This is a genomic window from Aeromonas sp. R5-3 (genome assembly GCF_040908225.1).
Classification (GTDB): domain Bacteria; phylum Pseudomonadota; class Gammaproteobacteria; order Enterobacterales; family Aeromonadaceae; genus Aeromonas; species Aeromonas dhakensis.
The window spans coordinates 224,038-248,165 of sequence record NZ_JBFODH010000018.1 but is presented as its reverse complement, the minus strand read 5'-3'; the positions used below and the strand labels follow the sequence as shown (position 1 = coordinate 248,165).

Annotated in this window: 20 protein-coding genes and 3 tRNA genes; 9 read left to right on the top strand and 14 right to left on the bottom strand. The window is 56.9% G+C overall.

Going from position 1 to position 24,128, the window contains the following annotated elements; all coding sequences use genetic code 11:
* Window positions 1–423: 423 nt before the first annotated feature.
* Complete coding sequence (locus AB5Y95_RS09475; protein ID WP_368160735.1) at window positions 424–4,122, top strand: reverse transcriptase domain-containing protein; 3,699 nt, start codon at window positions 424–426, stop codon at window positions 4,120–4,122.
* Window positions 4,123–4,156: 34 nt separating this feature from the next.
* A complete protein-coding gene (locus AB5Y95_RS09470; protein ID WP_368160733.1) occupies window positions 4,157–4,606 on the top strand; it encodes a hypothetical protein in 450 nt (149 codons plus the stop codon).
* A 142-nt stretch (window positions 4,607–4,748) separates the two neighbouring features.
* Here AB5Y95_RS09470 and AB5Y95_RS09465 read toward each other — a convergent pair whose 3' ends face one another.
* Complete coding sequence (locus AB5Y95_RS09465; protein WP_368160731.1) at window positions 4,749–5,363, bottom strand: hypothetical protein; 615 nt, start codon at window positions 5,361–5,363, stop codon at window positions 4,749–4,751.
* A gap of 95 nt (window positions 5,364–5,458) precedes the next feature.
* Here AB5Y95_RS09465 and AB5Y95_RS09460 point away from each other — a divergent pair, with 95 nt between their 5' ends.
* Window positions 5,459–5,818, top strand: coding sequence for a lysozyme inhibitor LprI family protein (locus AB5Y95_RS09460; RefSeq protein WP_042067809.1), 360 nt, complete (start codon window positions 5,459–5,461; stop codon window positions 5,816–5,818).
* 233 nt (window positions 5,819–6,051) lie between these two features.
* Here the strand turns inward: AB5Y95_RS09460 and cysS are convergent, their stop codons facing one another.
* Window positions 6,052–7,428 (bottom strand): cysteine--tRNA ligase, encoded by a 1,377-nt coding sequence (gene cysS / locus AB5Y95_RS09455; RefSeq protein ID WP_368160729.1) that lies wholly within the window; start codon window positions 7,426–7,428, stop codon window positions 6,052–6,054.
* Between the two features lie 190 nt (window positions 7,429–7,618).
* On the opposite strand from cysS, the gene AB5Y95_RS09450 reads away from it, so the two are divergent.
* Genes AB5Y95_RS09450 through lpxH form a run of 3 tightly spaced genes read left to right on the top strand, consistent with a single transcriptional unit; the run spans window position 7,619 to window position 9,547 of the window.
* Window positions 7,619–8,116 carry a peptidylprolyl isomerase gene (locus AB5Y95_RS09450; RefSeq protein ID WP_005302674.1) on the top strand — a complete coding sequence of 166 codons (498 nt, stop codon included), beginning with the start codon at window positions 7,619–7,621 and terminating at the stop codon, window positions 8,114–8,116.
* Window positions 8,106–8,825, top strand: coding sequence for a DUF4269 domain-containing protein (locus AB5Y95_RS09445; protein ID WP_368160727.1), 720 nt, complete (start codon window positions 8,106–8,108; stop codon window positions 8,823–8,825). Before AB5Y95_RS09450 ends, AB5Y95_RS09445 begins: the two co-directional genes overlap by 11 nt.
* Complete coding sequence (gene lpxH, locus AB5Y95_RS09440; RefSeq protein WP_368160725.1) at window positions 8,822–9,547, top strand: UDP-2,3-diacylglucosamine diphosphatase; 726 nt, start codon at window positions 8,822–8,824, stop codon at window positions 9,545–9,547. The genes AB5Y95_RS09445 and lpxH overlap by 4 nt, the downstream gene beginning before the upstream one ends.
* 99 nt (window positions 9,548–9,646) lie before the next feature.
* Here the strand turns inward: lpxH and nrfD are convergent, their stop codons facing one another.
* From nrfD to AB5Y95_RS09420, 4 genes are all read right to left on the bottom strand, one after another.
* The gene (gene nrfD / locus AB5Y95_RS09435) at window positions 9,647–10,600 is read right to left on the bottom strand and encodes a cytochrome c nitrite reductase subunit NrfD (protein ID WP_368160723.1); all 954 of its coding nucleotides are present in this window, start codon (window positions 10,598–10,600) and stop codon (window positions 9,647–9,649) included.
* A 48-nt stretch (window positions 10,601–10,648) separates the two neighbouring features.
* Window positions 10,649–11,317 carry a 4Fe-4S dicluster domain-containing protein gene (locus AB5Y95_RS09430; protein WP_010633523.1) on the bottom strand — a complete coding sequence of 223 codons (669 nt, stop codon included), beginning with the start codon at window positions 11,315–11,317 and terminating at the stop codon, window positions 10,649–10,651.
* On the bottom strand, window positions 11,314–11,928 hold the full coding sequence (gene nrfB / locus AB5Y95_RS09425) for a cytochrome c nitrite reductase pentaheme subunit (protein ID WP_368160721.1): 615 nt from the start codon (window positions 11,926–11,928) through the stop codon (window positions 11,314–11,316). The genes AB5Y95_RS09430 and nrfB overlap by 4 nt, the downstream gene beginning before the upstream one ends.
* Before the next feature lie 147 nt (window positions 11,929–12,075).
* The gene (locus AB5Y95_RS09420) at window positions 12,076–12,675 is read right to left on the bottom strand and encodes a c-type cytochrome (protein ID WP_226008718.1); all 600 of its coding nucleotides are present in this window, start codon (window positions 12,673–12,675) and stop codon (window positions 12,076–12,078) included.
* A gap of 259 nt (window positions 12,676–12,934) precedes the next feature.
* Between AB5Y95_RS09420 and AB5Y95_RS09415 the strand changes: the two genes are divergently transcribed.
* Genes AB5Y95_RS09415 through AB5Y95_RS09405 form a run of 3 tightly spaced genes read left to right on the top strand, consistent with a single transcriptional unit; the run spans window position 12,935 to window position 18,080 of the window.
* Complete coding sequence (locus AB5Y95_RS09415; protein WP_368160719.1) at window positions 12,935–15,049, top strand: OmcA/MtrC family decaheme c-type cytochrome; 2,115 nt, start codon at window positions 12,935–12,937, stop codon at window positions 15,047–15,049.
* Window positions 15,050–15,105: 56 nt separating this feature from the next.
* Window positions 15,106–16,077 carry a DmsE family decaheme c-type cytochrome gene (locus AB5Y95_RS09410; RefSeq protein ID WP_368160717.1) on the top strand — a complete coding sequence of 324 codons (972 nt, stop codon included), beginning with the start codon at window positions 15,106–15,108 and terminating at the stop codon, window positions 16,075–16,077.
* 11 nt (window positions 16,078–16,088) lie between these two features.
* The gene (locus tag AB5Y95_RS09405; protein ID WP_368160715.1) at window positions 16,089–18,080 is read left to right on the top strand and encodes an MtrB/PioB family decaheme-associated outer membrane protein; all 1,992 of its coding nucleotides are present in this window, start codon (window positions 16,089–16,091) and stop codon (window positions 18,078–18,080) included.
* A gap of 821 nt (window positions 18,081–18,901) precedes the next feature.
* Here AB5Y95_RS09405 and AB5Y95_RS09400 read toward each other — a convergent pair.
* The 8 genes from AB5Y95_RS09400 to AB5Y95_RS09365 form a co-directional block, all read right to left on the bottom strand.
* A tRNA-Leu gene (locus tag AB5Y95_RS09400) sits at window positions 18,902–18,988 on the bottom strand.
* Between the two features lie 41 nt (window positions 18,989–19,029).
* Window positions 19,030–19,103, bottom strand: a tRNA-Cys gene (locus tag AB5Y95_RS09395).
* A 34-nt stretch (window positions 19,104–19,137) separates the two neighbouring features.
* Window positions 19,138–19,213 (bottom strand) — tRNA-Gly (locus AB5Y95_RS09390).
* Between the two features lie 179 nt (window positions 19,214–19,392).
* Window positions 19,393–19,947, bottom strand: coding sequence for a CDP-diacylglycerol--glycerol-3-phosphate 3-phosphatidyltransferase (gene pgsA, locus AB5Y95_RS09385; protein WP_010633516.1), 555 nt, complete (start codon window positions 19,945–19,947; stop codon window positions 19,393–19,395).
* Window positions 19,948–20,249: 302 nt separating this feature from the next.
* On the bottom strand, window positions 20,250–22,100 hold the full coding sequence (gene uvrC / locus AB5Y95_RS09380; protein WP_211052031.1) for an excinuclease ABC subunit UvrC: 1,851 nt from the start codon (window positions 22,098–22,100) through the stop codon (window positions 20,250–20,252).
* 188 nt (window positions 22,101–22,288) lie between these two features.
* Window positions 22,289–22,933: a UvrY/SirA/GacA family response regulator transcription factor gene (gene uvrY / locus AB5Y95_RS09375; protein WP_005302696.1), complete on the bottom strand. Its 645-nt coding sequence runs from the start codon at window positions 22,931–22,933 to the stop codon at window positions 22,289–22,291.
* Between the two features lie 212 nt (window positions 22,934–23,145).
* Window positions 23,146–23,898 (bottom strand): 3-deoxy-manno-octulosonate cytidylyltransferase, encoded by a 753-nt coding sequence (gene kdsB / locus AB5Y95_RS09370; RefSeq protein WP_010633514.1) that lies wholly within the window; start codon window positions 23,896–23,898, stop codon window positions 23,146–23,148.
* On the bottom strand, window positions 23,895–24,083 hold the full coding sequence (locus tag AB5Y95_RS09365; RefSeq protein WP_005302702.1) for a Trm112 family protein: 189 nt from the start codon (window positions 24,081–24,083) through the stop codon (window positions 23,895–23,897). The genes kdsB and AB5Y95_RS09365 overlap by 4 nt, the downstream gene beginning before the upstream one ends.
* Between the last annotated feature and the right edge of the window lie 45 nt (window positions 24,084–24,128).

Genomic DNA, 24,128 nt, shown 5'->3' with positions numbered 1-24,128 from the left:
GTCCTGCCTCGCGGCCTGGACAAACGGGCTCACCTCGGCGAACAACAGGGGGGAAGTACCCAACCCTCAGCCTCGAGACAAGTTAAGCACCCCCTGTTTTTATTCGGGCAATGATCGATAGGAGTTTATCTCTGATCCAGCTCTCACCAACTCTATGGCGAAACCAGTTTTTTCACCTATGCAATAACATTCGATATAGCTGCATAAGTGAAAAATCATTGTAAGTACAACAGTATGTGGCACACATCCCTATCGGGAAACGGTTTTATATTGAAGGCCCGATAGTGAGTATTTCACCGTAATAACACCTTATTTGTCGAATGTCCGATTACGCTTCGCTAATCAGACCTACAGCCCTTCATTTACGAAAACAATGAAAATCATTGTCAATATTAAAAACCTTTTAACAGAAAAATTAAAATCATGAAATTCATCTCAGAAAAGTATCAATCAATTAAACCTGAAATAAATTACCTTACTGATCCAGTAGTTATTTCACAGGCTTGGAAAAAAACTCACTCATACATAAGAAGCTTTAATTGGTATGCTGATACACTATCTCTTGACGCATCCACTATAGCTATTGAATATGAGGCAAATAAGTGGGGGCAACAGCTAAAATTAGGAAGAGATTTGAATAAGCTAGAACTTGTTCCCGCTGCAAAAAGCGAAGCATGGATTATAGATAGAAATCTAGGATGGATACCAGCGGCATTTACAGATGATCACAACAAACAAGAGCGTAATAATACCCCACCGATTAGGCCATTAGCCCATCTCACGATACGGGACCAAACTTGGGCTACGACAGCAATGATATGCCTAGCTGATGCTATAGAGACGGCACAAGGTGATTGCAGCTCAGGAAAAGATACTTCTGTTTACAGTTATGGTAACCGCTTAATTTGTGATTGGAAAAATAAAAAAGCTTGGTTCAGATGGGGAAACAGTGAAATATATAGAAAGTTTTACTCAGATTACCAAAACTTTTTAAAAAGACCTATAGCTATTGGACGAGAGCTAGTTGAGAGAAATGCAGGCAATGTATATATAGTAAATTTGGATTTATCAAAATTTTATGACAATATAGACAGAAAAGTCCTCATACAAAGACTGAAAAAAGCATCCAGTAATTTTGGATATAATCAATGTGATATTTTTTGGCGCCGCTTTGAAAAAATAATTGATTGGCAATGGAGAGACAAAGATGTTCAATTTGCAAAAAAATTCAATATTTCTTTAGACTCCAGAAAAGGTCTACCTCAGGGGCTTGTATCATCAGGCTTTTTCGCAAATGCATACATGCTAGACTTTGATAAACAGATTGGTAACAATATTGGAACTTTGTTGCCAACACCAGGAAAGGTATTCCTTTACGATTACTGTAGATATGTTGATGATCTCCGACTTGTAATCAGCACTGATTTTGAAGACATAAAAACAATAAAAAGAGTAATACAAAGTTATATTAGCAGAATGCTGAAAAAACATGCCGGTGTTGATATAGCCTTAAATATCAAAAAAACAAAAATAACGTCTATTTCAGACCTTGATAACATAGGCAGCATGACAAACAGAATTAATATACTACGGGGAGAATTAAGCGGCCCAGCAGATAGAGATGCTCTTGATAATGCCTCAAGCATTCTAGAGGGTCTGCTTTCAATAGAAGATGATAATCTTCCCGACTTGAAAACATCTCATCAAGACTTACCTCTAGTTCAGCTAACAAAATATGATCACGACATAAGAACTGATACCTTAAAAAGGTTCGCAGCCAACCGTTTAGAAAGCATAATACGGTCCAAACGAAGCATTGGTGTTATTAATGAACAAGGATTTAATAATAAACAACTAGAGAATGAAAGTGAGTTACTCGCAAAGAAGTTAATACATGCATGGATGAAAGATCCATCTCTAAGTATCGTTTTAAGAAAAGCAATCGAAATTTATCCTTCAGCTGAATTATTTGAACCTGTATTTAACTCCATATATATAAGAAGTAGTTTTAATAAAGAAAACTCAAACGATGAGATTTCCGCCATTTTAATGGATTATCTGTTAGCCGATTTATTTAGATGTTGTTGTGACTTTGATAGCTTCTTTAAGAAGATAAAATACCCAAATTCCCTTCAACCTTTCTCAATTATTGAATTGGCATCACTTTATGCACAAAGAGTCATTGATTCAAAAATAAAAAAAGAATTTGTAGAAAGACAAGCCCTATTGTTACTGGCAATTGCAAAGAAACCACTATGTCCTCAGCTTGGAAATAAATCTATCCAAGCAGCATTGCATCTCATTTTGAATGGTAAGCAACCATCTAAAAAGGATGACTTCTGGGTTATTTATGAGATAGCTAGCCAGATAACTGGTCAAAATGACACATACGTAAAATTGTTACTAGAGCAAGTAAGTTCTTCACCTGATGCAGTAGAAATTATTGAAATGTTTGCTAAGCGCGGTGGACCATTTTGGCTTTCCATTTGGGATAGAATAAGTAAAACCAAGCTTTTAAAAATAAAGTACAGGTCCCTAGAGTGGGCATCACCAGTTATTGTGTCAAGAATCAATAACGGCAGGTTAAAACTATCCAATATAATTGCATCTGAAGAGAATTGCTTTGTACATGAAGCTGCAACAATAAAATTAGCCTTAGGATTATTAAGGCTATCGGAAAACCACCCCAATACATTAGCTTTATCTCCTAAGCAAATATTGGTTAGCTCGCCAAGCTGTATCACGTGGCGTGAAATATGGAGTCCGAAAGCAAATGAAATAAAATGTGATATTATTGAAGCTAATAAATTCACTGACCCACGATTTCAGATCCCTGAATGGCTTTTTTCAGATACAAATAGCAATGATGAAGCAGCAAAAAAAATATATTGGATTGGAACTATTTTAAGAGCTGCAGTTGTGGGTGGATGTGACTTTACAGGGAATAGATGGAAATCTAACAATTTAGATACATATAAAGGCATAAGAACTTCTTGGTTCAAGCGTCGAATGGGAATGATGCATTCACCAGAGTCATTAGTCGGTGAATATGCAACTATAACTGGATGGTTCTCAGAATTGCTCATGAGGTGTCTCCAATGGCCCGGATTTGAATCAAACTTTATTCGACATAAAGACATACTAAATATCATTGATTTAAACTCATTTGAGTCAACGTTGACAAATAGACTTTCATATCTAAACAGCCTATATTGTAAAGCCTCAAATATGCCGGGCTTGCCCTCTAAAGTAAAACGCCCCAAAATTAATGCAACACCACATTTCCGTGTAGTTATGATTCAGCAGCTACTACCACGCTCTACTGATTTTGTGAAAGCCGACCCGACATTAAATCATGCTAAAACTAGAGCTACACATCGAGAGCATTTACTTTCCGTATGCCAAGTTGCTTACAAAACGTTATCTGCAAAATTACAGGCAGATCGACAAACAGAAAGAGCCGCAGCAGATTTAATTATCTTCCCAGAACTATCGGTACATATAGAAGATCAGGATATAATTAAGCGGCTTGCAGATAAGACCCGAGCCATGATCTTTGCAGGCTTTGTTTTTAAAGACCATGAAGGGAGATTAGTGAATATTGCAAGATGGATAATTCCAGATTACAAGAAAAGTGGAAGGCAATGGATAATTAGAGACCAAGGTAAACTACATATGACCTCGGAAGAGGAAAAACTCGGAATTACTGGATTTAGGCCATGTCAACATATAATTGAGGTATATAGAGATGACCTATCACCTTTTAGAATATCAGGTGCAATATGTTACGATGCAACAGATATTAGCTTGGCTTCTGACTTAAGAGATAAGACGGATCTATTTATAGTTGTTGCTCATAACAAAGATGTAAATACTTTTGATAATATGGCTGCTGCATTACACTACCATATGTATCAACATGTTATAATCTCAAATATTGGAGAGTTTGGCGGCTCAACAATCCAGGCGCCATTTAAAGAACCTTACGAAAGACTAATTACTCACGTACATGGAGCTAATCAAATTGCGATTAATGTTGCTGATATAGATCCCTATGCATTTACCCGTGAGCATAAGGAGCATAAGAAAAGAAAAACAAAACCTGCTGGGTTAAACCGATAAAAACATTGTTGTTAATTATGGAGTTACAGTTTTAATGGATATTGATACATGGGTGAAATGGATCGGTATTGCTTCAAGCATAGCAACCGTAATAATTGCATGGTCAGCCTTGTATGTCGCAAACAAGCAATTAAAATTAGGCTGGGAACAGTTAGAGGCTAATATTGCTGAAACTAGAAACACAACAGCTCACAATTTATATCACCAATATTTATCTATGTGTATTGATAAACCAGAATTTGCCTATGGTATGGAAAAACCTGAAGAAAGGACTATAGATTATGGAAAGTACTGCTGGTTTGTTTCATCAATGCTATTTACGTTCGAGCAGATACTGGAGACTAACTCTCTAGATAAAAAGTGGCAAAGCACTATTAAATCTCAATTATTTAGGCACCGTAATTTCCTTTCAAAATCGAGTACTGTAAGAGAGCGGAATTGGAACGATAAATTACAAAAAATAATTAACGAAGTAATTATATGACTGCCATAAAGCTCCTATGGGCGCCCTTTTCTCCAAAATGAGAGGCTGTTCCCCACCCCTAAGTAAGTCACAGAAAAAACCGCAGCCTTGAGCTGCGGTTTTTATTTCTATTCCCCAAACACGCTTCTATTCCAACTAAACACTATTTCCCCAACCCCTTGCACTGCTCTCCCCCTGCGGCGGTATAGGCGGTGAGCGTCTCATAGAGGGCGGCGCGCAGGCTGCCGGATTGGCAGAAATCGCAGCTGCCGCCGGCGTCGATGTCGGTGATGCGGGCGCCTTGCGGCCCCTCCTTCACCAAATAGGTGCTGACAAAACGGTAGGTGCCGCTGGGGGCGTCGAGCGGGGTGCCCGGCTCGCCAAAGGTGAAGCGCACCTTGACCTCGCTGCGATCCCGGCTGCCGGCGATGGCGCGCGACGACAGGATCTCCGAGCCCAGCAGGTTATCCCAGGCGTTGGGCAGGAAGGGGTTGCCCTCGACAAAGGGGGGCTTCTCGTCGGGGGCCTCGCGGGTGGCTATTTCGCGCGCCTTGGAGGCGGCATTGAGCAGGCAGAGCAGCTCGGGGGAGACGATAGTGGGCAGCGCGCCACCAAGATCGCTCTGATAGAGGCCGCTCGGTTTGACCTCGCGTTCCCAGACCAGAAACTCGACCACCTTGACGCGAGCTTGGGCCTGCATATCGGGGGCAGTGGCAGCCACAGGCAGCCCGGACGCCAGCATAGGCAGGGCGAGAAACGGCCCCAAGTTCAGCTTCATGACGTCATCTCCTTGTTATTCTTGAAAAACAGAGCCGCCATCGGGCCGGTTTATGCCGTATATTGGCCCTCTCGCTACCACAAAGGAACAGCCTCTTGAGACTCTATCCCGCCCTGTTGCTCTTGCTGGCAACCACTGCCGTTCAGGCCGAGCAGGATTGTACTGCGCCGGTGACACAAACCGACATGAACATCTGTGCGTTTCAGGATTACCAGCAGGCCGATGCCAAGCTCAACGCCGCCTACAGGAAGCTGGTTGCAACGCTTGATAAGGACCAACTTGGCAGGCTGAAAACAGCACAGCGCGCTTGGATCACATTTCGTGATGCACAATGCCGTTACGAGGCAGGTGTCTATGAAGGAGGGACTATCGCGCCCCTCGTACATAGCAGTTGCCTCACCAATCTCACCGAGCTGCGCACCAAAGACCTGAACGCACTGCTGGACCAGCCATAATCAGAGGCTCCAACCAGGTTAGGTATGAACTTGGGGGTCTAGAAACAAACGGTTTAGCGGCACTCCGGCGAGTAATGACATGAGCCCCCCTCACCCTAACCCTCTCCCCCAAGGGGCGAGGGGATCAGACCGAAGGATGCCGAGGCTTCACGACAGGCCACAAAAAAACCGCAGCCCCAGGGCTGCGGTTTTTTTATTGGCTCAACCTGTTGCCAGCAACAGGACAACGGGCCTTAGGCACGGCGCCAGCTGGTCTTGCCGGCGCTGTCTTCCAGCACGATACCCATCTCGGTGAGACGGTTGCGGGCGGCATCCGCCGCGGCCCAGTTCTTGTCGGCACGGGCCTGATTTCGCTGGGCGATCAGTTGCTCGATTTCGGCAACCTCTTCGTCCGCTTCATCGCCCTTCAAGAAGGCATCCGGATCCTGCTGCAGGATACCGAGCACGGCGCCCAGTTCACGCAGACGGGCACCCAGCGCGGCAGCAACGGCCATGTCTTCACCCTTCTGGCGGTTGATCTCGCGCACCAGGTCGAACAGGGCGGAGTAGGCTTCCGGGGTGTTGAAATCATCGTCCATCGCCTCCTTGAAGCGAGCCACCTGCTCGTCGCCACCGACAGCGGCGGCTTCAGGCAAATCGCGCAGGGCGGTGTACATGCGCTCCAGCGCGGCGCGGGCTTGCTTCAGGTTGTCTTCCGAGTAGTTGAGCTGACTGCGGTAGTGGCCAGACATCAGGAAGTAACGGACGGTCTCGGCGTCATAGTGGGCCAAGACGTCCCGGATGGTGAAGAAGTTGCCAAGGGACTTGGACATCTTCTCTTTGTCCACCATCACCATGCCGCTGTGCATCCAGGTGTTGACGTAGTCGCCACCGTGGGCGCAGCAGGACTGGGCGATCTCGTTCTCGTGGTGCGGGAACTGCAGATCGGAGCCGCCGCCGTGGATGTCGAAGTGGTTGCCAAGGTGCTTGGAGTTCATGGCGGAGCACTCGATGTGCCAGCCAGGGCGACCCGGGCCCCAGGGGCTGTCCCAGGTCGGCTCGCCGGGCTTGGACATCTTCCACAGCACGAAGTCGAGCGGATTGCGCTTGGCATCCACCACGTCGACGCGGGCACCGGCCTGCAGCTGCTCCAGATCCTGGCCGGAGAGCTTGCCGTAGTCGGCGTAGGAGTCGACGATGAACATGACATCGCCGTTGTCCGCCACGTAGGCGTGCTCTTTATCCAGCAGGGATTGCACCAGCTCGATGATCTCGCCGATGTGCTGGGTGGCGCGCGGCTCGACGTCCGGGCGCACCATGCCGAGGGCATCGAAGTCGGCGTGCATGTCGCCGATCAGGCGCTCGGTCAGGTCGTCACAGGTGACGCCGGTTTCGGCGGCGCGCTTGATGATCTTGTCGTCCACGTCGGTAACGTTGCGCACGTAGTTGAGCTGATAGCCGCTGTAGCGCAGGTAACGGGCGACGACGTCGAAGGCGACGAAGGTGCGGCCGTGGCCGATATGACAGTGATCGTAGATAGTGACGCCACACACATACATGCCCACCTTGCCCGGGTGGATAGGTTTGAATTCTTCTTTTTGACGAGTGAGTGTGTTGTATATCTTCAGCATCTTATGACCACTGCCTGTGAGTAAAATGGCCTGCCATTCTACCCGCATCGCGCGTAGAAAACGAGGCAGAAAACGTGCCGGATCAGGCGCACCATCTATGCCGCAGGGCCCTGATGGGCTAGAATTGCCACCACTTTATGCCATACACCTGCGGGCACCTCGTCGCCCGCATCAAATGAAAGGACATATCATGGTCACTCTGCACACCAATCACGGCGACATCACCCTCACCCTGAACGCTGAAAAAGCCCCGGAAACCGTGGCCAACTTCCTGCAATACTGCCGTGACGGTCACTACGACAACACCATCTTCCACCGCGTCATCGACGGCTTCATGATCCAGGGCGGCGGCTATGCCCCTGGCTTCGAAGAGAAAGACACCCGCGCCCCCATCAAGAACGAAGCGGCCAACGGTCTGTCCAACAAGGTCGGCACCATCGCCATGGCTCGCACCATGGAGCCGCACTCTGCCAGTGCCCAGTTCTTCATCAACGTGAACAACAACGACTTCCTCGACTTCAAATCTGCCACCACTCAGGGCTTCGGCTACTGCGTGTTCGGTGAAGTGACCGCCGGCATGGACGTGGTCAACAAGATCAAGGGCGTCAAGACCGGCAACTACGGCCGCATCCACCAGGACGTGCCGACCGAAGACGTCGTGATCACCAAGGTGACCCTTGCCGAGTGATCTCTGCCTTCTGCGAGATGAACTGACTGCGGCCCCGGCCGCAGTTTTTCCATCTGCGAAGGCCGGCACCATCGACTGGCGCAGTCTCGATTACCTGGCCCACGGCAACCCGCGCCAACGCTCGGCCCATGACCTGCTCACAGCCGGGGTGTGGGATGCGCTGGCAGCGCAGTGCAGCGACTTGGCGCTGGTGAGCACGGTCGCCATCGGGCTCGACCGCCCCGGCAGCGATCTCGACATCGTCTGCCGCCATCCGGACCCGGCCGCGTTTGCCGCGACGCTTGCCGCCCAGGGTTGGCGGGTTGCGCAAAAGGGCGCTGACATCTGGCTGGCCGAGCAGAGCGTCACCGGCACCGATGGCCACCCTTGGCCCCTTGAGCTCTACCTCACCCCGGATCCCCTCGAGCGCCTCAACGGCTGGCGCCACCTCAGCCTGATGGCTGCCCTGCTTGAACAGTTCGGCGCGGCGTTTTATCACCAAGTGCTGCGCCTGCGCCTTGATGAAGGGCTCAAAGGGGAAGCGGCCATGTGCCACTTGCTGGGCCTTGCTGGCGACCCGTATGCCGCGCTGCTCACCCTGGAGGGCGGCGAGCTTGCCCCATTGGCGTGGCAGCCGAAGGCGACGGGCACCCACTTCACTTCCAGCTCTAATACCAATACCAGTTCCACTTCCAGCCACCTCAACAGGGCCCAGCGCACTTTCTCATGAGCACCCTCTTTATCAGCGACATTCACCTGTGTGCCCAGCGGCCCGACATGACCGCCGCCCTGGTGCGCTTTCTGGCGCACGACGCCCCCGGCGCCGATGCCCTCTATGTGTTGGGCGATCTGTTTGAATTCTGGATTGGCGACGACGATCCCAATCCCCTCCACGGCGAGGTGGCCGACGCCTTTGCGGCCCTGAGCCAGCAGGGGGTGCCCCTCTACTTCATTCACGGCAACCGCGACTTCTTGCTGGGCCAGGCCTTTGCCAAGCGCGCCGGCATGACCCTGCTGGGGGATCCGTGCGTCATCGAGCTCTACGGCGAGCGGGTGGTGCTGAGCCACGGCGATCTGCTCTGCACCCTGGATGAGGGCTACCAGAAGTTTCGCCGCATCACCCAGCTCAAATGGCTGCGCTGGTTGTTCCTGCGCCTGCCGCTCGCCCGCCGCCAGGCCATCGCCCACAAGATGCGTGGCCAGAGCCAGATGGAAAATGCCCACAAGAGCCAGACCATCATGGACGTGACCCCGGCGGCGGTGGACGAGATGCTGCGCCAGCACGACTGCCGGATGATGATCCACGGCCACACCCACAGACCGGCCATCCACGACTTCAGCCTCGACGGTCATCCGGCACGGCGTATCGTCCTGGGGGACTGGTTCGAGCAGGGCTCGGTGCTGGTCTGTCGCCCCGGCGAGCAGCGCTTCGAGCAGCGTGCGCTGATCTGACCAAGCAGGCTGACGGCAATAAAAAAGGCGGAAAGATCCCGCCTTTTGTTTGCCTGTGATTTTCCCGCTATCTACCTGCGCAGCGGCGACACACACCAGCTACATCACCGTCATCTGCCCCGCATAGAGGATGAAGTAGCGCAGCAGCAATATCCCCACCAGGCTCAGGCTGCAGATGAGCGCCAGCCGGGCCGGTTGATGGGCCTTGGCCGGACTGCCCACCAGCCCCAGCAGCTGGGGCAGCAGGATCCCCAGCCCCATGACCCCGAACCAGAACACCTGGGACCAGAAACCGCCGCCGATGGCCGCCCACATGGCCGCTTCCCGCTGGCCGCCACCAAAATAGAGGCCGGTGAAGAAGCAGAGCAGCAGGAACAGCTCGATGGCGACGATGGGCCGCTCGAAGCGGTGCACGAAGCTCACCCCGCGGCTGTGGCCATCCTCCCGAAACAGGGTGACCGCCAGCAGTATGGTGGAGGCCACCCCCGAGCTGATGCCGGAGACCAGAAACAACGCCGGCAGGATTGGGTTGTTGAGCATGGGGTAGGTCTTGAGGGCGGAGAGCAGAAAACCGGTGTAGGCACCCAGCAGCACGGCCAGCAGCAACAACAGTGGCGCCAGCAGCCGCTCGAGGCGGGCGAGCCAGCCGATCAACCCATTCACAAAGGCGAGCCTGTCGCTCAGCAGACGTCGGCGCAGGGCCTCGATTTCTGCCCGAAACACCACCGCCAGCCAGGCGAACAGCACCGCCATGTAGACCTGAAACAGCATGACCCCCATCGACATCACGGAGTCGAACTGGTAGTGGAACATCAGCTTCCAGAAGGTCCAGGGACGGGCCAGGTGGAAGATGAGGATGAGTAACCCCAGGATCACCGAAACGGGCGCCAGGATGGCGGTCGCCTTGATGATGCCGCTCTCGCTGCCGGCCCCCTGGCGGCGCAGCAGCACCGAGAGGGTGGCCGAGCCAGCCGAAATGCCGAGCAGGAACAGGTAGATGGCGATGGGGCCATCCCACACCAAGGAGTCGAAGTGAAACGCATCATGCCACATGGTGCCTCCCTCCCGTCAGCCGGTCTGCGTCATACGGATGAGATGGAGTCATGACTTCACCTCCCCTTTCGGCACCCGGTACATCTTGGGCGAGGTACCGAGGAACTGCTTGTAGCGATAGGTGGTCTCCTGCACCAGCCGATGGCTGATGGGGCTGTTTGGATCGTCCAGATTACCGAACACCAGCGCCTTGGTCGGGCAGGCCTCCACACAGGCCGGCTGCTTGCCCGCCGCCAGATTGGTCTTGCGGCAGAAGTCGCACTTGTCGGCAACCCGGGTGACCGGGTTGATGAAGCGCACCTGATAGGGACAGGCGGCCAGGCAATAACGACAGCCGACGCAGAGGTCGGGGTTGATGTCGACGATGCCATCCTCCGCCCGGATGTGAGAGGCGCCGGTCGGGCAGACGTGTACGCAGGGGGCGTTGTCGCAGTGCTGGCAGGATTTGCGAAAGAAGCGGTACTCCTGCGCCGGATACTCCCCCACCGGGCCGCTGCGCAGGATCTGCAGGCGGGCCACCCCTGCCGGCACCTGGTTCACCTCGCGGCAGGCGTCCATGCAGGCGGTGCAGCCAATGCAGGCCGTCTCGTCGTGGATCATGCCGTAGCGCACGCCCTTGATGGTCATGCTGTTGGCCAGGGCGCGCTGGGCCCCCGTCAGCAGGATCAGGGCGCCGGCGCTCATGCCCACCATGAAGTCGCGGCGGGTCGTGCTCATGAGCCCTCCTTGACGGCGGCGCCGAGACCAGCCTCATGCTGCTTGCGGTGACAGTCGACGCACAGCTTGATGCGCGACTTCTCGGGGATCCCCACCATGGGCTCCTTGGCCGGGTGCAGCTGGTGACAGCTGGTGCAACTGATCCGGGTGGCGTGCACGTCGTGGGCCCAGAGGGCCTTGCGCAAATCGTCCGGCTCATGGCAACTCATGCAGACGCCGTTCTGCTGGCTCAGCGGGAAGGCGTCGTCGCCAAAGCGCATCACATCGACGATGCCGCCTCGCTGTTTACGGTGATCGGCCGACGCATTGCCGTGGCAGTTGGTACAGGTAACAGCCTCCCCCGTGTTGGGATTGGTGACCTGGCCATGCTTGCCGTGCATCCCCTCAGCCCCATCGTGGCACTTCTCGCACTTGGCAAAACGGGCCGCGGCCTTTTTGGCGGCCGCCTTCTTCTTCTCCGCCTTGGCCTGCTTTTCGGCCAGGGTGGGTTGCTGCGCCTGCTCGCTCTGGGCTGCGGGGGCAGCCTCGCTTGCTGTCGTCGCGGCCAAGGCAAACTGGCTCATCCCCAGGCTCAGGGAGGCAAGCAGCAGCCACTTGATGATCTTTTTCATAGGAAACTCCGAAACGGTGGCACCCGGGGTGCCGTCTACCCGCCTGGCAACAAAAAGGAGCCGATGAGAGCTCCTTTGACGGTCATGAACACGAGACCACACCCCGCCAGAAGCGGGGTGGCTGCGTCAACGGGAGGGGCAGCGACGTTACTGCTGGCTTGCGTAGTACTCGGCCAGTGCCTTGAGGTCGGCATCGCTCATGGCGATGATGGCCTTGTTCATCTTCTCGTCGTTGCTGCGCTTGCCGGCCTTGAACTCCTGCAGGGAGGTCAGCAGGTAGCCCTTGGGCTGGCCGGCAAGGATGGAGGCCTCGTCTTCGGCCACCGAGCCGCCTTCGGAGTGGCACTTCTTGCAGCCGGAGTCGTCGTGCAGTTTCTGCCCCGCCTTGGCCAGCGCCGCATCGAACGGCTGCTTCATCGGCTGGTAGGGCAACTCGGCATAATGTGCCGCCAACTCGTCGATCTGCTCGTCGCTAAGGCCCTTAACAATGTCGGTCATGTTCCCCTTCTTGCTGGTATCACCGGTGACATGATTAACGGTCTTGGCTGGCCGGCCGTCGAGGTAGGTGCGCAACTGCTCGGCAAGATTTGATTCTGCCAATCCTGCGATGGTTGGAATATCGTTCTGGGTGCTGATCCCCTGATTTCCATGACATGAGTTACATGTATCCACCAATGAGTCCAGGCTGGCATGTGCAGTGCCAATAGAGCCCAAAAGCAGCGACAGTCCCACTATTTCCAGCTTCATACTGCGTTTCATTTCTCATCCCTCTTCCAGAAAAGGTCTATAAACCCCAGTTAAAAAAGACATTTTTATAATCCAGGTTGATTTTCGATCCGTTTTTGAGACTTAGATCAACGCTCTCTAATATATAAACCTTACAATTAAGATGGAAATGATTTATACCGTATTCAGTCCTCTTTTGACCCTTAAGTAGTATCTTTTTGGGAATTTTTTGAGCTGGCTCATATATGGAACAATAAGTCCGATAAAAAAGGATAAAAGAATGAAATACTGGAAAGTATTGGTGGCTGCAGCAATGGTGTTCACCCTCTCCTCCTGCGGGGGCGGCGGTGATGGCAACGACAAGACGGACCCACCGCCCCCTCCGCCAGGAACCCCGGATTCGCTGGTGATCTCGGCCTCCACTCCGCAACTTGGCGAGAGCGGTCAGCTATCGGTGCAGTTCAAGGTCACCGACAAGCAAGGCAAGGGCTATGACCTGGGTAGCACCCTCCCCTCCTTCACCCTGGCCAAGGTGATCCCCGGCCGTGACGCCACGCGGGAAGACCCCGTGATCTGGAAGAGCTTCATCTACAGCACCCGCAACAACCGCCCCACCGGCGAGAACGGCGGCAAGCTCGAAGCCCTCGGCAATGGCCAGTACCGCTATACCTTCTCCTTCAATGCCACCACGGTGCGCGACCCTTATCCGAGCGATTCGCAGGACAACAACGGTTTGATCCGCTGGGATGAGGCAGCGACTCACCGCCTCGGCATCTACTTTGGCGGCAGCAACGACATTCCAGTCACCGACTACGTGCTGGACTGGGTGCCGGCCGGCACGCCGCCGCTGCTGACCCGCGACATCCTGGAGCAGCAGAGCTGCGACAGCTGCCACATGAAGCAGCCTATTCACCACAGTAACCGGGCCGATCCCAAGCTCTGCGTCACCTGCCACAACGAGAGCGTGCCCGGCAGCGGACGGGGTGACCTCACCACCCTGGTGCACAAGCTGCACGGCAACCTGGATGCCACCGCCACCAAGCTGGTGAGCCACTTCCCGCAGGATCCGCGCAACTGCGACACCTGCCACAAGGGCGTCACCCCCACCACCCCGGATGCCAACAACTGGCAACACGCCCAGGAGAAACCCTGCGGCGCCTGCCACGCGGACTCCACCACCACGACCGGCTACATCAGCCACATCAACGGCAAGATCAGCAGCGGCACCCTCTGTACCCAGTGCCACGCCGAGACGCCCGGCAACACCAAGTCCCCCAGCAGCGTGCACATGGGCTACCTCGCCAACGAGGCTGCCGGTCGCGACAAGCTGGTGTTCAAGTTTGACGACGTGCGCTACGCCGCCCCCAACATCGAGGTCGAGCTGACCGTGACCGCCAACGGCACGCCGGTCGAGACCATGGACGGGGTGCTCAAGTACATCAAGTACGGCGATCTGGCCAAGGCCCCCTACGTGCTGGTCAACTGGGATCAGGGCAGCGGCTTCGAGCTGGGCTACACCAACCCGCAGACCTTCGTTGCCGGCAACAAGATTGACTTCACCAAGTGCGAAAGCCAGGGCGGCGGCAGCTTCCTGTGCCGCAAAGAGGTGGGTAACGAGGTGACCGGCACCCTGGCGGCCACGGTCGCCGAGCTGCAGGTGTGCGTGGCCCGCAAGGCGGATCGCAACGGTGCCTTCGCCGCCGGGGATCTGCTCCCCTGCAGCAGCACCGCCAGCGCCCTCTCCTACGTGCCCATCAACCCGGTCAAGGCCTACTTCCGGGCCGAAGGCGGGGTCGACGGCAGCTATGTGCTCAAGGCGGGTGCGGATCTGGCCTCCTGCAACGGCTGTCACAAGGATCTGGCCGTCCACACCGAGGGCAACGCGGGCTCGGCCCACGCCTCCAAGGACTTCGCCCAGTGCACCAGCTGTCACAACGCCACCCGCACCTCCTTTTACGCAGGGGTACCGGGGGATCTGAAGTACCACGTGCACTCCTTCCACGCCTTCGGCTCCCATCGCAGCGGTGATGCCACCTTCCCGGGCAAGCTGAACAACTGCGAGTCCTGCCACACCAAGGGTCAGTACAACCTGCCCAACCAGCAGAACGAACGACCTTCGCTGGTGGCGACCACGGCGGACAACAAGCAGCCCAAGTTCTTCAGTCCGACCCTGGTGGTCTGCGCCAGCTGCCACCTCAAGTCCCCGCTGGGACTGGTCAAGCCGGACAGCCCGGTCGCCGGGGATGAGTGGGCCACCCACATGAAGAACAACGGCGCCATCTTTGGTGCAGAGACGATAGAGGCCGCCACCGGGGTTGAACAGTGCGCGTCCTGCCATGCCGTCGGGCAGGAGCAGGGCGTCGACAAGGTTCACAAGGTGTATGACTTCCGTTGAGACCACCAGGCCGGGGGGATGCCTCCCCCCGGCCCTTTGCCGTTGAAGGACACGATATGAAAAGAATCACCCCGCAGTGGCTCCTGGCGGGTTTGCTGGCACTCGGTTGCCTGCCGGTCTGGGCCAAGAGCGATGCCCAGCCGGCGGCCGATGCCGATCCGCGCCTGCAGGTCGAGGCCACCCTCGACCAGAAATTCGATCAGGGCAAATACTCCCCCAAGGGGGCCGATACCTGCCTCAAGTGCCACGATGCCGACTCGCGCAAGCCCGCCACCGGCATCTTCCACAATGTGCACGGCAACCTCGGCAACCAGAACGGGCCGATGGCCGACAAGCAGTGTGAAGCCTGCCACGGCCCCGCCGGCAACCACCCGCGCAATCCCCGCAAGGGGCAGCAGCGGGAACCCATGATCACCTTCGGCCCCGACTCGCCGGTCCCGGTGGAGAAGCAGAACAGCGTCTGCCTTTCCTGCCACACCGATACCCAGCGGATGGGCTGGCATGCCAGCGCTCACGCGGTGGAGGATCTCTCCTGCACCAGCTGCCACAGCCTGCACCAGGCCAAGGATCCGGTGATGGACAGCAAGCTGCAGGTGGAGACCTGTACCAGCTGCCACGCCCAGCAAAAGGCCGATCTGCACAAGCGCACCAGCCACCCCATTCTCAATGGCGAACTGCCCTGCTCCAGCTGTCACAACCCGCACCAGTCGCAGAACGAGGCCAGCCTCAAGCAGCCCAGCTTCAACGAGAGCTGCTACGAGTGCCACGCCGAGAAACGTGGCCCCTTCCTGTGGGAACACGAGCCGGTGACCGAGGATTGCTCCCTCTGTCACAGCCCGCACGGCTCCATCAACCAGGCGCTGCTCAACAAACGGGTGCCCCAGCTGTGCCAGGAGTGTCACAGCGTGCCCCATGCCAACGTCTCCATCCCCGAGGGGGATCTCAAGGTGCGTGGCGGCAGTTGCCTGAACTGTCATAACCAGATCCACGGGACCAACCATCCCAATGGTCAATCACTGCGGCGCTGAGGAGAGAAGTCATGAAATACTCAACACTTTGGCTCTCCCTGCTGGCGGTCTGCTCGGCCCAGGCGGCCGAGGAGCCGCTGGCAGTCGGGGATTACGCCCTGCAGCAGAGCAAACCGGCCAAGACCGAACGCTGGAGCTGCAAGTCTTGCGAGCACGATGAGGGCTGGTTTGGCGAGGTGGGGCTGGGTGCCGGCTATGCCAACGACGATGGCGCCACCCGCTTTCGCAACTGGGTGCCCAGCCAGCAGGGCAGCGGCATGCTCGGCATCTTCAACGCCGACCTGCAATATCGGGGAGAAGGCTCCCGCTACGGCAGCCTGGAGGTGAAGAACCTCGGCATGGAGCGCTTTCGCCTGGCGACCGAACAGGGCCACTACGACGGCATGCGCGCCCGGCTGGGCTACTCGGAGTCCCCCTTCTACTGGAACAGCCACGGTCGCAGCGTCTATCAGCCGGGCGAGAGCCCGCTGACCCAGGGGTCGCTGGCCGAGTTCGACAAGGAGGTGGTGCGCAAGAAGCTGACCGCCGGGCTCGCCTATACCCCGAAGAGCCCGTGGCGCCCCTACGCCGATTTTTCTCATGAGAAAAAAGAGGCCACCCTCGCCTACTACCAGTCGAGCGTGCCCGGCATCGGCAGCGGGCCAGGCCTCTTGCCCAAGCCCGTCGACAGCAGCTCGACCACCCTGGTCAAGAGCGGCGTCAGCTACCTGGGAGAAGGCTGGCTGGTCGATCTCGCCTACAACGGCTCCCTCTACCGTACCGATGACACGGCGCTCTACTATGGCAGCGTCGCCGACCCTTACGCCAACGAGCGCGCCTACGAGCCGGACAACAACTTCCACCAGCTGAGCCTCTCTGGCCAGTACAACTGGGACAGGCAGAGCCTGACCGGCCGCGTGCTCACCAGTCAGGCCACCTCCAACGGCAGCCTGACCGCGTTTCGCAACGCCCCCATCAGCCAGGATGACTTCCACGGCGAGGTCAGCACCCTGCAGGCCGACGCCAAGTGGGTAGGCCGCTTTGGCCGGGATCTCACCCTGCGCGCCGGCGGCGAGTATCGGGACCGCAAGGACAAGTCCGATGAATACGCGGTGGTCGGCAAGCAGCGCGGCAAGAGCGATCGCACTCGCAGCAAGGCGGATCTGGCGGCCGACTACCGGCTCAGCCGCTCGGTCAAGCTCACCACCGGCTATCAGTACAAGGCGGATCAGCGCGAGCAGGCCGACCGGCAGGACACCGACGAGCACACCCTGTTCCTCAAGGGGCGCTACCGCCCGGCCGGGGCGCTGCAACTGGGCGGCAAGCTCGCCTGGAGTACCCGCGACGGCTCGGACTGGCGCCACGACAGCGCCGGTGGCAACGGCAGCCCGACCCTGCGCCAGTTCTATCTGGCGGACAGGGACAGGGTCGAACTAAGGGGGGATCTTGGCTATCAGTTCAGCGAGGGAATGGATGCCCGCCTCGAAGGGTGGTGGGCCAGGGATGACTACAAGGAGCCGGACATAGGGCGCAGCGAGGGCAAGGATTATGGCATCGACCTGACCCTCAACCAGCAGTTCGACGACAACCTGAGCGGCCACCTGTTCAGCAACCTGCAGTGGATCACCTCCAGCCAGAACCATGCCTACACAGGCGCACCGGACTGGGATCCCTACAGCACGGCGGTGCGCGACGAGATCACCACCCTCGGGTTCGGGCTCACCCAGAAGAAGGCGTTTGACCGGGATCTCGAGCTCGGGCTCGATTACAGCTTCGCCTATGGCCGCGGCAAGACCGACGCCAGCAAGGGCTATGACTACCCGGATCTCACCAGCAAGCAGCACCGGCTGGAAGGCTACGCCCTCTATCAGCTCACCAAGCAGCATTCGCTGCGCTGGGATGTGCGCTACGAATATTTCCAGGACGTGGATTACCTCTACACCGGCGAAGAGCGCAACCTCGGCAACCTGAACCAGGACTACAACGGCTACTTCACCGCCGTCTCCTGGCTCTACAAGTTCTAAAGGAGTCACCGCTCGAACTGAACGCCGCCAGCCCGACGCGGTAGCGGTCACATCAACAGCAAGGGGAGCACTGGCTCCCCTCTTTTATATCAGGCCAACCTGCACGACATGAGTGCCAACCTCATTGTCTGTACACAGAGCGGTTCAAGCACGTAACGAGAACCCGCTACCCGTCTCACTCAAGGGCCAGCAGTGCCGACAGCATGCGCCATTCATCTGCATATACCCTTCTTAAATAACGCCCTCTGAGATGAAACAGAAACCTCATGACCAAGCCGGCATTTTTCTGTTTGGCGAGGAGCGCCTGAATATCGTGCCACAGGAGTTCACTCTGAAAACCGGACCAGACGGGAGGGACGGGTGAACACCCATTCGTGCAACAGATTAGGGCAACTCATTCAAACAACACGCACTCCACATGTACCTGCGGAAAATGTCTCGCGATGGAGGCGATGTGCGCATAGTCCACTTCGTTGTCAATGAAGATGTCTGACAAGGCCTCGCACAATCCTGATCGGTCACTTGATCTGCCAACGTGCCGCCCCCTCCCTCTGTAGATAGACAGACTCGGCTCCACCCAATCGAAGCCGTTCAGGAACAGAGGAACACGCTGACAGGCTTCAAGCAACAGAGAAATGAAACACAGGCTGGCAGTCTCATCACGGCTTCACCGGCTAGGGCTACACCGCCTGCAGCTTGAAGTTAAACGCGACGGCACCTGGAATAAAACTGCGTGGACAAAATGTGGACATTGACCAAAAACAAAAAGGCCGCTATTGCTAGCGGCCTTTCGTAAGTCTTTGATTGCTTTATTCAATAACTGGTGCCCGAGGCCGGAATCGAACCGGCACGACGCGAACGTCGAGGGATTTTAAATCCCTTGTGTCTACCGATTTCACCACTCGGGCACCGCAATCGGTATCAAGCTCGCGTGGCGGGCTTGTCAAGATGGAGGCACGTTCCGGAGTCGAACCGGACTAAACGGATTTGCAATCCGCTGCATAACCGCTTTGCTAACGCGCCATGCAAAAGAGAGATACTCTCTATTGTCTGAATTTGGAGCGGGAAACGAGACTCGAACTCGCGACCCCGACCTTGGCAAGGTCGTGCTCTACCAACTGAGCTATTCCCGCATTGGTCTGGCTGACTGCCTGACTACGAGGACGCATTCTAGCGATGTTCCTCGCCCAGTCAACCAAAAATATTTAATACCCTGATCGTTCGAGTGTTTTTTGCCCTTTTCCTGCCTTTTCAGCGCTCACGACCGTTTCCCAGCCCCAAGAACGGGGAAACGGTCCTTTGTGCCGGCAGGTCAGAACCGGGAGTGATAGCTGAGATCGCCCCAGGCGGCCTTCATGTACTGGAACATGGACCAGAAGGTAAGCACGGTGGCCACGTAGAGCAGCACATAGGCGAGCCACACCATCCAGATGTCGTACTGCCAGATGAGGCCGGTCAGCGACACCATCTGGATCATGGTCTTCCATTTGCCAATCCAGCTGACCGCCACCGAGGAGCGCTTGCCCAGCTCAGCCATCCACTCACGCAGGGCGGAGATGATGATCTCGCGGCCAATCATGGTCATGGCGGGAATGGTCACCCAGATGGTGTTGTAGTGCTCGACGATCACCACCAGCGCCGCCGCCACCATGATCTTGTCGGCGACCGGATCGAGGAAGGCACCGAAGGCGGTAGATTGATTCAGCTTGCGGGCCAGGTAGCCGTCAAACCAGTCGGTCGCCGCCGCCAGGATAAAGACGATGGCCGCCGCCAGATAGGACCACTGGTAGGGAAGGTAGAACAGGATGACGAAGACGGGGATGAGCAAGATCCGAAAAAACGTCAGCAGATTAGGAATATTTGTCATTATTTTCAGCCACTTCTTGTATGCCGCTACATGGTAGCCCCAAGCCGATCACGGATGCAACCGGACAGGCGCCCGCCTTGGTCTATTAATCCATCAACAACCTCAGGATGCGGGCCATTATGGCATTTGCGGCCCCCCGGCGTCACGGCTCTTGTGTGTCTGGATCTCGCAGGGGATGAACCCGGGGTGAATGGTGTGACTCACCTCGCCCCTTGCCGATACCCGGGGCGACAGCCCCTGCTCGCCGTCAGGGCAAACAGGGGCAACACGGAGGCGCATTCCCCCTTCTCGGCTACCAATGGCTAAAGCGAGTGCAGGGCATCGTGGATGGCTTGGGCCAGCTCCTGGCTGATGCCGGGCACCTTGGCAAGCTCCTCCACCCCGGCTTTTTTCACCTCCTGCAGGCCACCCAGATACTTGAGCAGCGCCTGCCGCCGTTTCGGCCCCACCCCCGGGATATCCTCCAGGGTACTGGTGGTGCGGGCCTTCGCCCGTCTGGCGCGGTGGCCCGTGATGGCAAAACGGTGGGATTCATCGCGAATGTGCTGGATGAGGTGCAGGGCGGGCATGTCCGCCGGTAAATGCAGCTCTTCGTGACTCTCCCCCAGGATCAGGGTCTCCAGCCCCGCCTTGCGGGTCACCCCCTTGGCAATGCCCACCAGCAGCGGATATTTGCCCCCCAGAAACTCCAGCTGGCGGGCCAGGATCTCCTCGGCGCGGCGCAACTGGCCGAGGCCGCCATCGATAAACAGCACGTCAGGCACCTTGTCCGGCTCCTGCTGCTTGCCAAAACGGCGCTCCAGCGCCTGCTCCATGGCGGCGTAGTCATCGCCGCCGGTGATGCCGTCGATGTTGAAGCGACGATATTCCGATGAGAGCGGCCCCTCCCGGTTGAACACCACGCAGGAGGCCACGGTGCGCTCCCCCATGGTGTGGGATATATCGAAGCACTCCATGCGGGCGATGGGGCGCTCGAGCTCCAGCAGCTCCTCCAGCTGATCGTAGCGGGCGGTGATGGTGCTCTTGTGGGCAAGGCGCGAGCGCAGCGCGGTCTGGGCGTTGATGGAGGCGAGCTTGATGAAGCGGGCCCGCTCGGCGCGGGTACGGCTCACCACCCGCACCTTGTAGCCCGCGGTCTGGCTCAGGGTCTCGGCGATGACGCTCTCGTCTTCGAGCGCCACGTCTAGCAGCACCTCGCTCGGGATCTGCCGCCCCCCCTGCCCCGACAGATAGAACTGCAGCAGGAAGGATTGCACCACCTCGTCGAGCTGGGTATCGGCCGGCACTTTCGGGAAGTAGCTGCGCGAGCCCAGCACCTTGCCCTGGCGGATGAAAAGCACGTGGATGCAGGCGGTCCCCTGCTCGAAGGCCACCCCCACCACGTCGAGCTCGTCCAGCACGTTGCCGCTCACCGACTGCTGCTCGGTGACCCGGCGCAGCGCCTGGATCTGATCCCGGTAGCGGGCAGCCTCCTCGAAGCGCAGATCGCCGCTGGCGGACTCCATCTTGCCCACCAGCTCGCCTATCACCTGCTGGTTCTTGCCCGCGAGGAACAGCTTGGCCAGCTCCACCTGCTGGGCATACTCGGCCTCGCTCACCAGCCCCGCCACGCAGGGGCCGGCACAGCGCTTGAGCTGGTAGAGCAGACAGGGGCGGGTGCGGTTGGCATAGACTGCATCCTCGCACTGGCGTACCGGGAAGATCTTCTGCATCAGGTGCAGACTCTCGCGCACCGCGCCGCCGGAGGGGTACGGGCCGAAGTACTCCCCCTTCACCTTGCGGGCACCGCGATGGACGCCGATACGCGGATGCTGATGGGCGGTGATGATGATCCAGGGGTAGGACTTGTCATCCCGCAGCAGCACGTTGTAGCGGGGCTGGTACTGCTTGATCAGGTTGTGCTCGAGGATCAGCGCCTCGGTCTCGGTGTGGGTGACCGTCACCTGCACATCGGCGATCTGGCGCACCAGAGTGCGGGTCTTGATGCTGTCGACGTTGGCCCGAAAGTAGGAAGCTAGCCGTTTCTTCAGATCCTTGGCCTTGCCCACGTAGATGACGGTGCCGCCGCTGTCGTACATACGATAGACACCGCTCTGATGGGTGACGGCACTGAGAAACGCCTTGCTGTCGAAGAGAGGTTCAGAGGAGGTCATGCTGGCTCCGGCAACGGGGATCGAGGTGTTGGGTCTGGGATATCGCGGCAAGCGGAAGATCGAAAGAGAGGCTCATCGGCAACTCGGCTCAACGGATGAAAGCAGAAGACGGCACAGAGCATACTGCGCCAGACCGGCAAAAAGCAAAAAGGCGGCACAGGCCGCCTTTGATGGCTACACGCCGCCCGTTACAGGGTGTCGGCATCCAGCATGCCATAGCGAATGGCCAGATGGGTCAGCTCCACATCGCCATTGATGTTGAGCTTGCTGAACAGCCGGTAGCGGTAGCTGTTGACCGTCTTCGGGCTCAGGTTGAGCTGCTCGGAAATATCAGTCACCTTCTGCCCCTTGGTGATCATCATCATGATCTGCAGCTCGCGCTCGGAAAGGGACTTGAAGGGGTTCTCGTCGGCCGAGGCAAACTGGCTCAGGGCCATCTGCTGGGCGATCTCCGGGGAGATGTAACGCTGACCGGAGTGGACCAGGCGAATGGCGTGGATCATCTCGTCCGGTGCGGCTCCCTTGGTGAGATAACCGGCGGCACCCGCCTGCATCACCTTGGTCGGGAACGGATTTTCTGAATGAATGGTCAGCACTATGATGCGCACATCGGGTCGGATCCGCAGGATCTTGCGGGTTGCCTCCAGGCCGCCGATGCCCGGCATGTTCATGTCCATCAGGATCACGTCGGGATGGTTCTGACGACAGAAAGTGACTGCGGTTTCCCCGCTCTGCGCCTCGCCCACCACCTTGATCCCGCGGACATCTTCCAGAATGCGTCTTATCCCTGTACGCACCAACTCATGATCATCGACCAGGAATACATTAATCACCCAAACACCCCGTTTTTTATCTCGTTATATGCCAGTTAGGGTTAACACGGCGTCTTGCATCATAACCAAACTCGCCGATTTGGCAAACCATGGCCGGGAAAAGTTTGAAAGTGCTCATAAATGACGTTTGTAATCAAATAATTATGTAAAGATTAAACACAAAAAACGGCGCCCGCAGGCACCGTTCAGAGTCATTTTTGCTGTTGTCGGCATCAGTTCGCCAGCAGCGCACGCACCTTGTCCAGATCGGCCTGGGTATCCACCCCGACCGGCGGCGCCTCGAGGGCCTGGGCCACGTGGATCTTCTCCCCGTACCAGAGCACCCGCAACTGCTCCAGCGCCTCGACCTGCTCGAGCGCGCTCGGCGCCCAGTCCACATAACGCTGGATGAAACCGGCGCGATATGCGTAGATGCCGATGTGACGCTGATAGTGATCACCAATCTGCTCGCGGCTTGCGGCAAAACGATCCCGATCCCACGGAATGGAGGCGCGACTGAAGTAGAGGGCGTAGCCATCCTGGTCGGTCACCACCTTGACGGCGTTCGGGTTGAACGCCTCTTCGGCGTCCTGGATCGGCACCGACAGGGTCGCCATGGGCGCGCTGGCGGCGGCCAGGTTGTCCGCCACCTGACGGATGATGACCGGTGGAATGAGCGGCTCATCCCCCTGCACGTTGACCACTATGGTGTCGGCGGCAAAACCGTAGTGACGGCACACCTCGGCCAGCCGCTCGGTGCCTGACTGGTGATCCTTCGAGGTCATGCACACCTCGAACCCGGTCTGACCGGCCAGCGCCTGCTGCACCCGCTCATCGTCGGTGGCGACGATCACCCGATCGGCGCCCGACTGCAGGGCCTTCTCCACCACGTGCTGCACCATGGGCTTGCCGTGGATGTCGGCCAGCGGCTTGCCCGGCAGCCGGGTGGAGGCGTAGCGGGCCGGAATGACGACGACGAAGCTCATGACGACAGCTCGTCGCTATTGAGCGGACGGGCGCGGTTCTCCAGCAGCACCGGGATCCCCTCCTCCAGCGGATAAGCCAGCTTGTCGAAGCGGCAGACCAGCTCATGCACGGACTTGTTGTAGTGCAGCTTGCCCTTGCAGACCGGGCAGGCAATGATGTCGAGCAACTTGATGTCCAAAGCCAAAACGATACTCCTTCAACGATGTCGCGCCAGCGGCTTAATCACGCC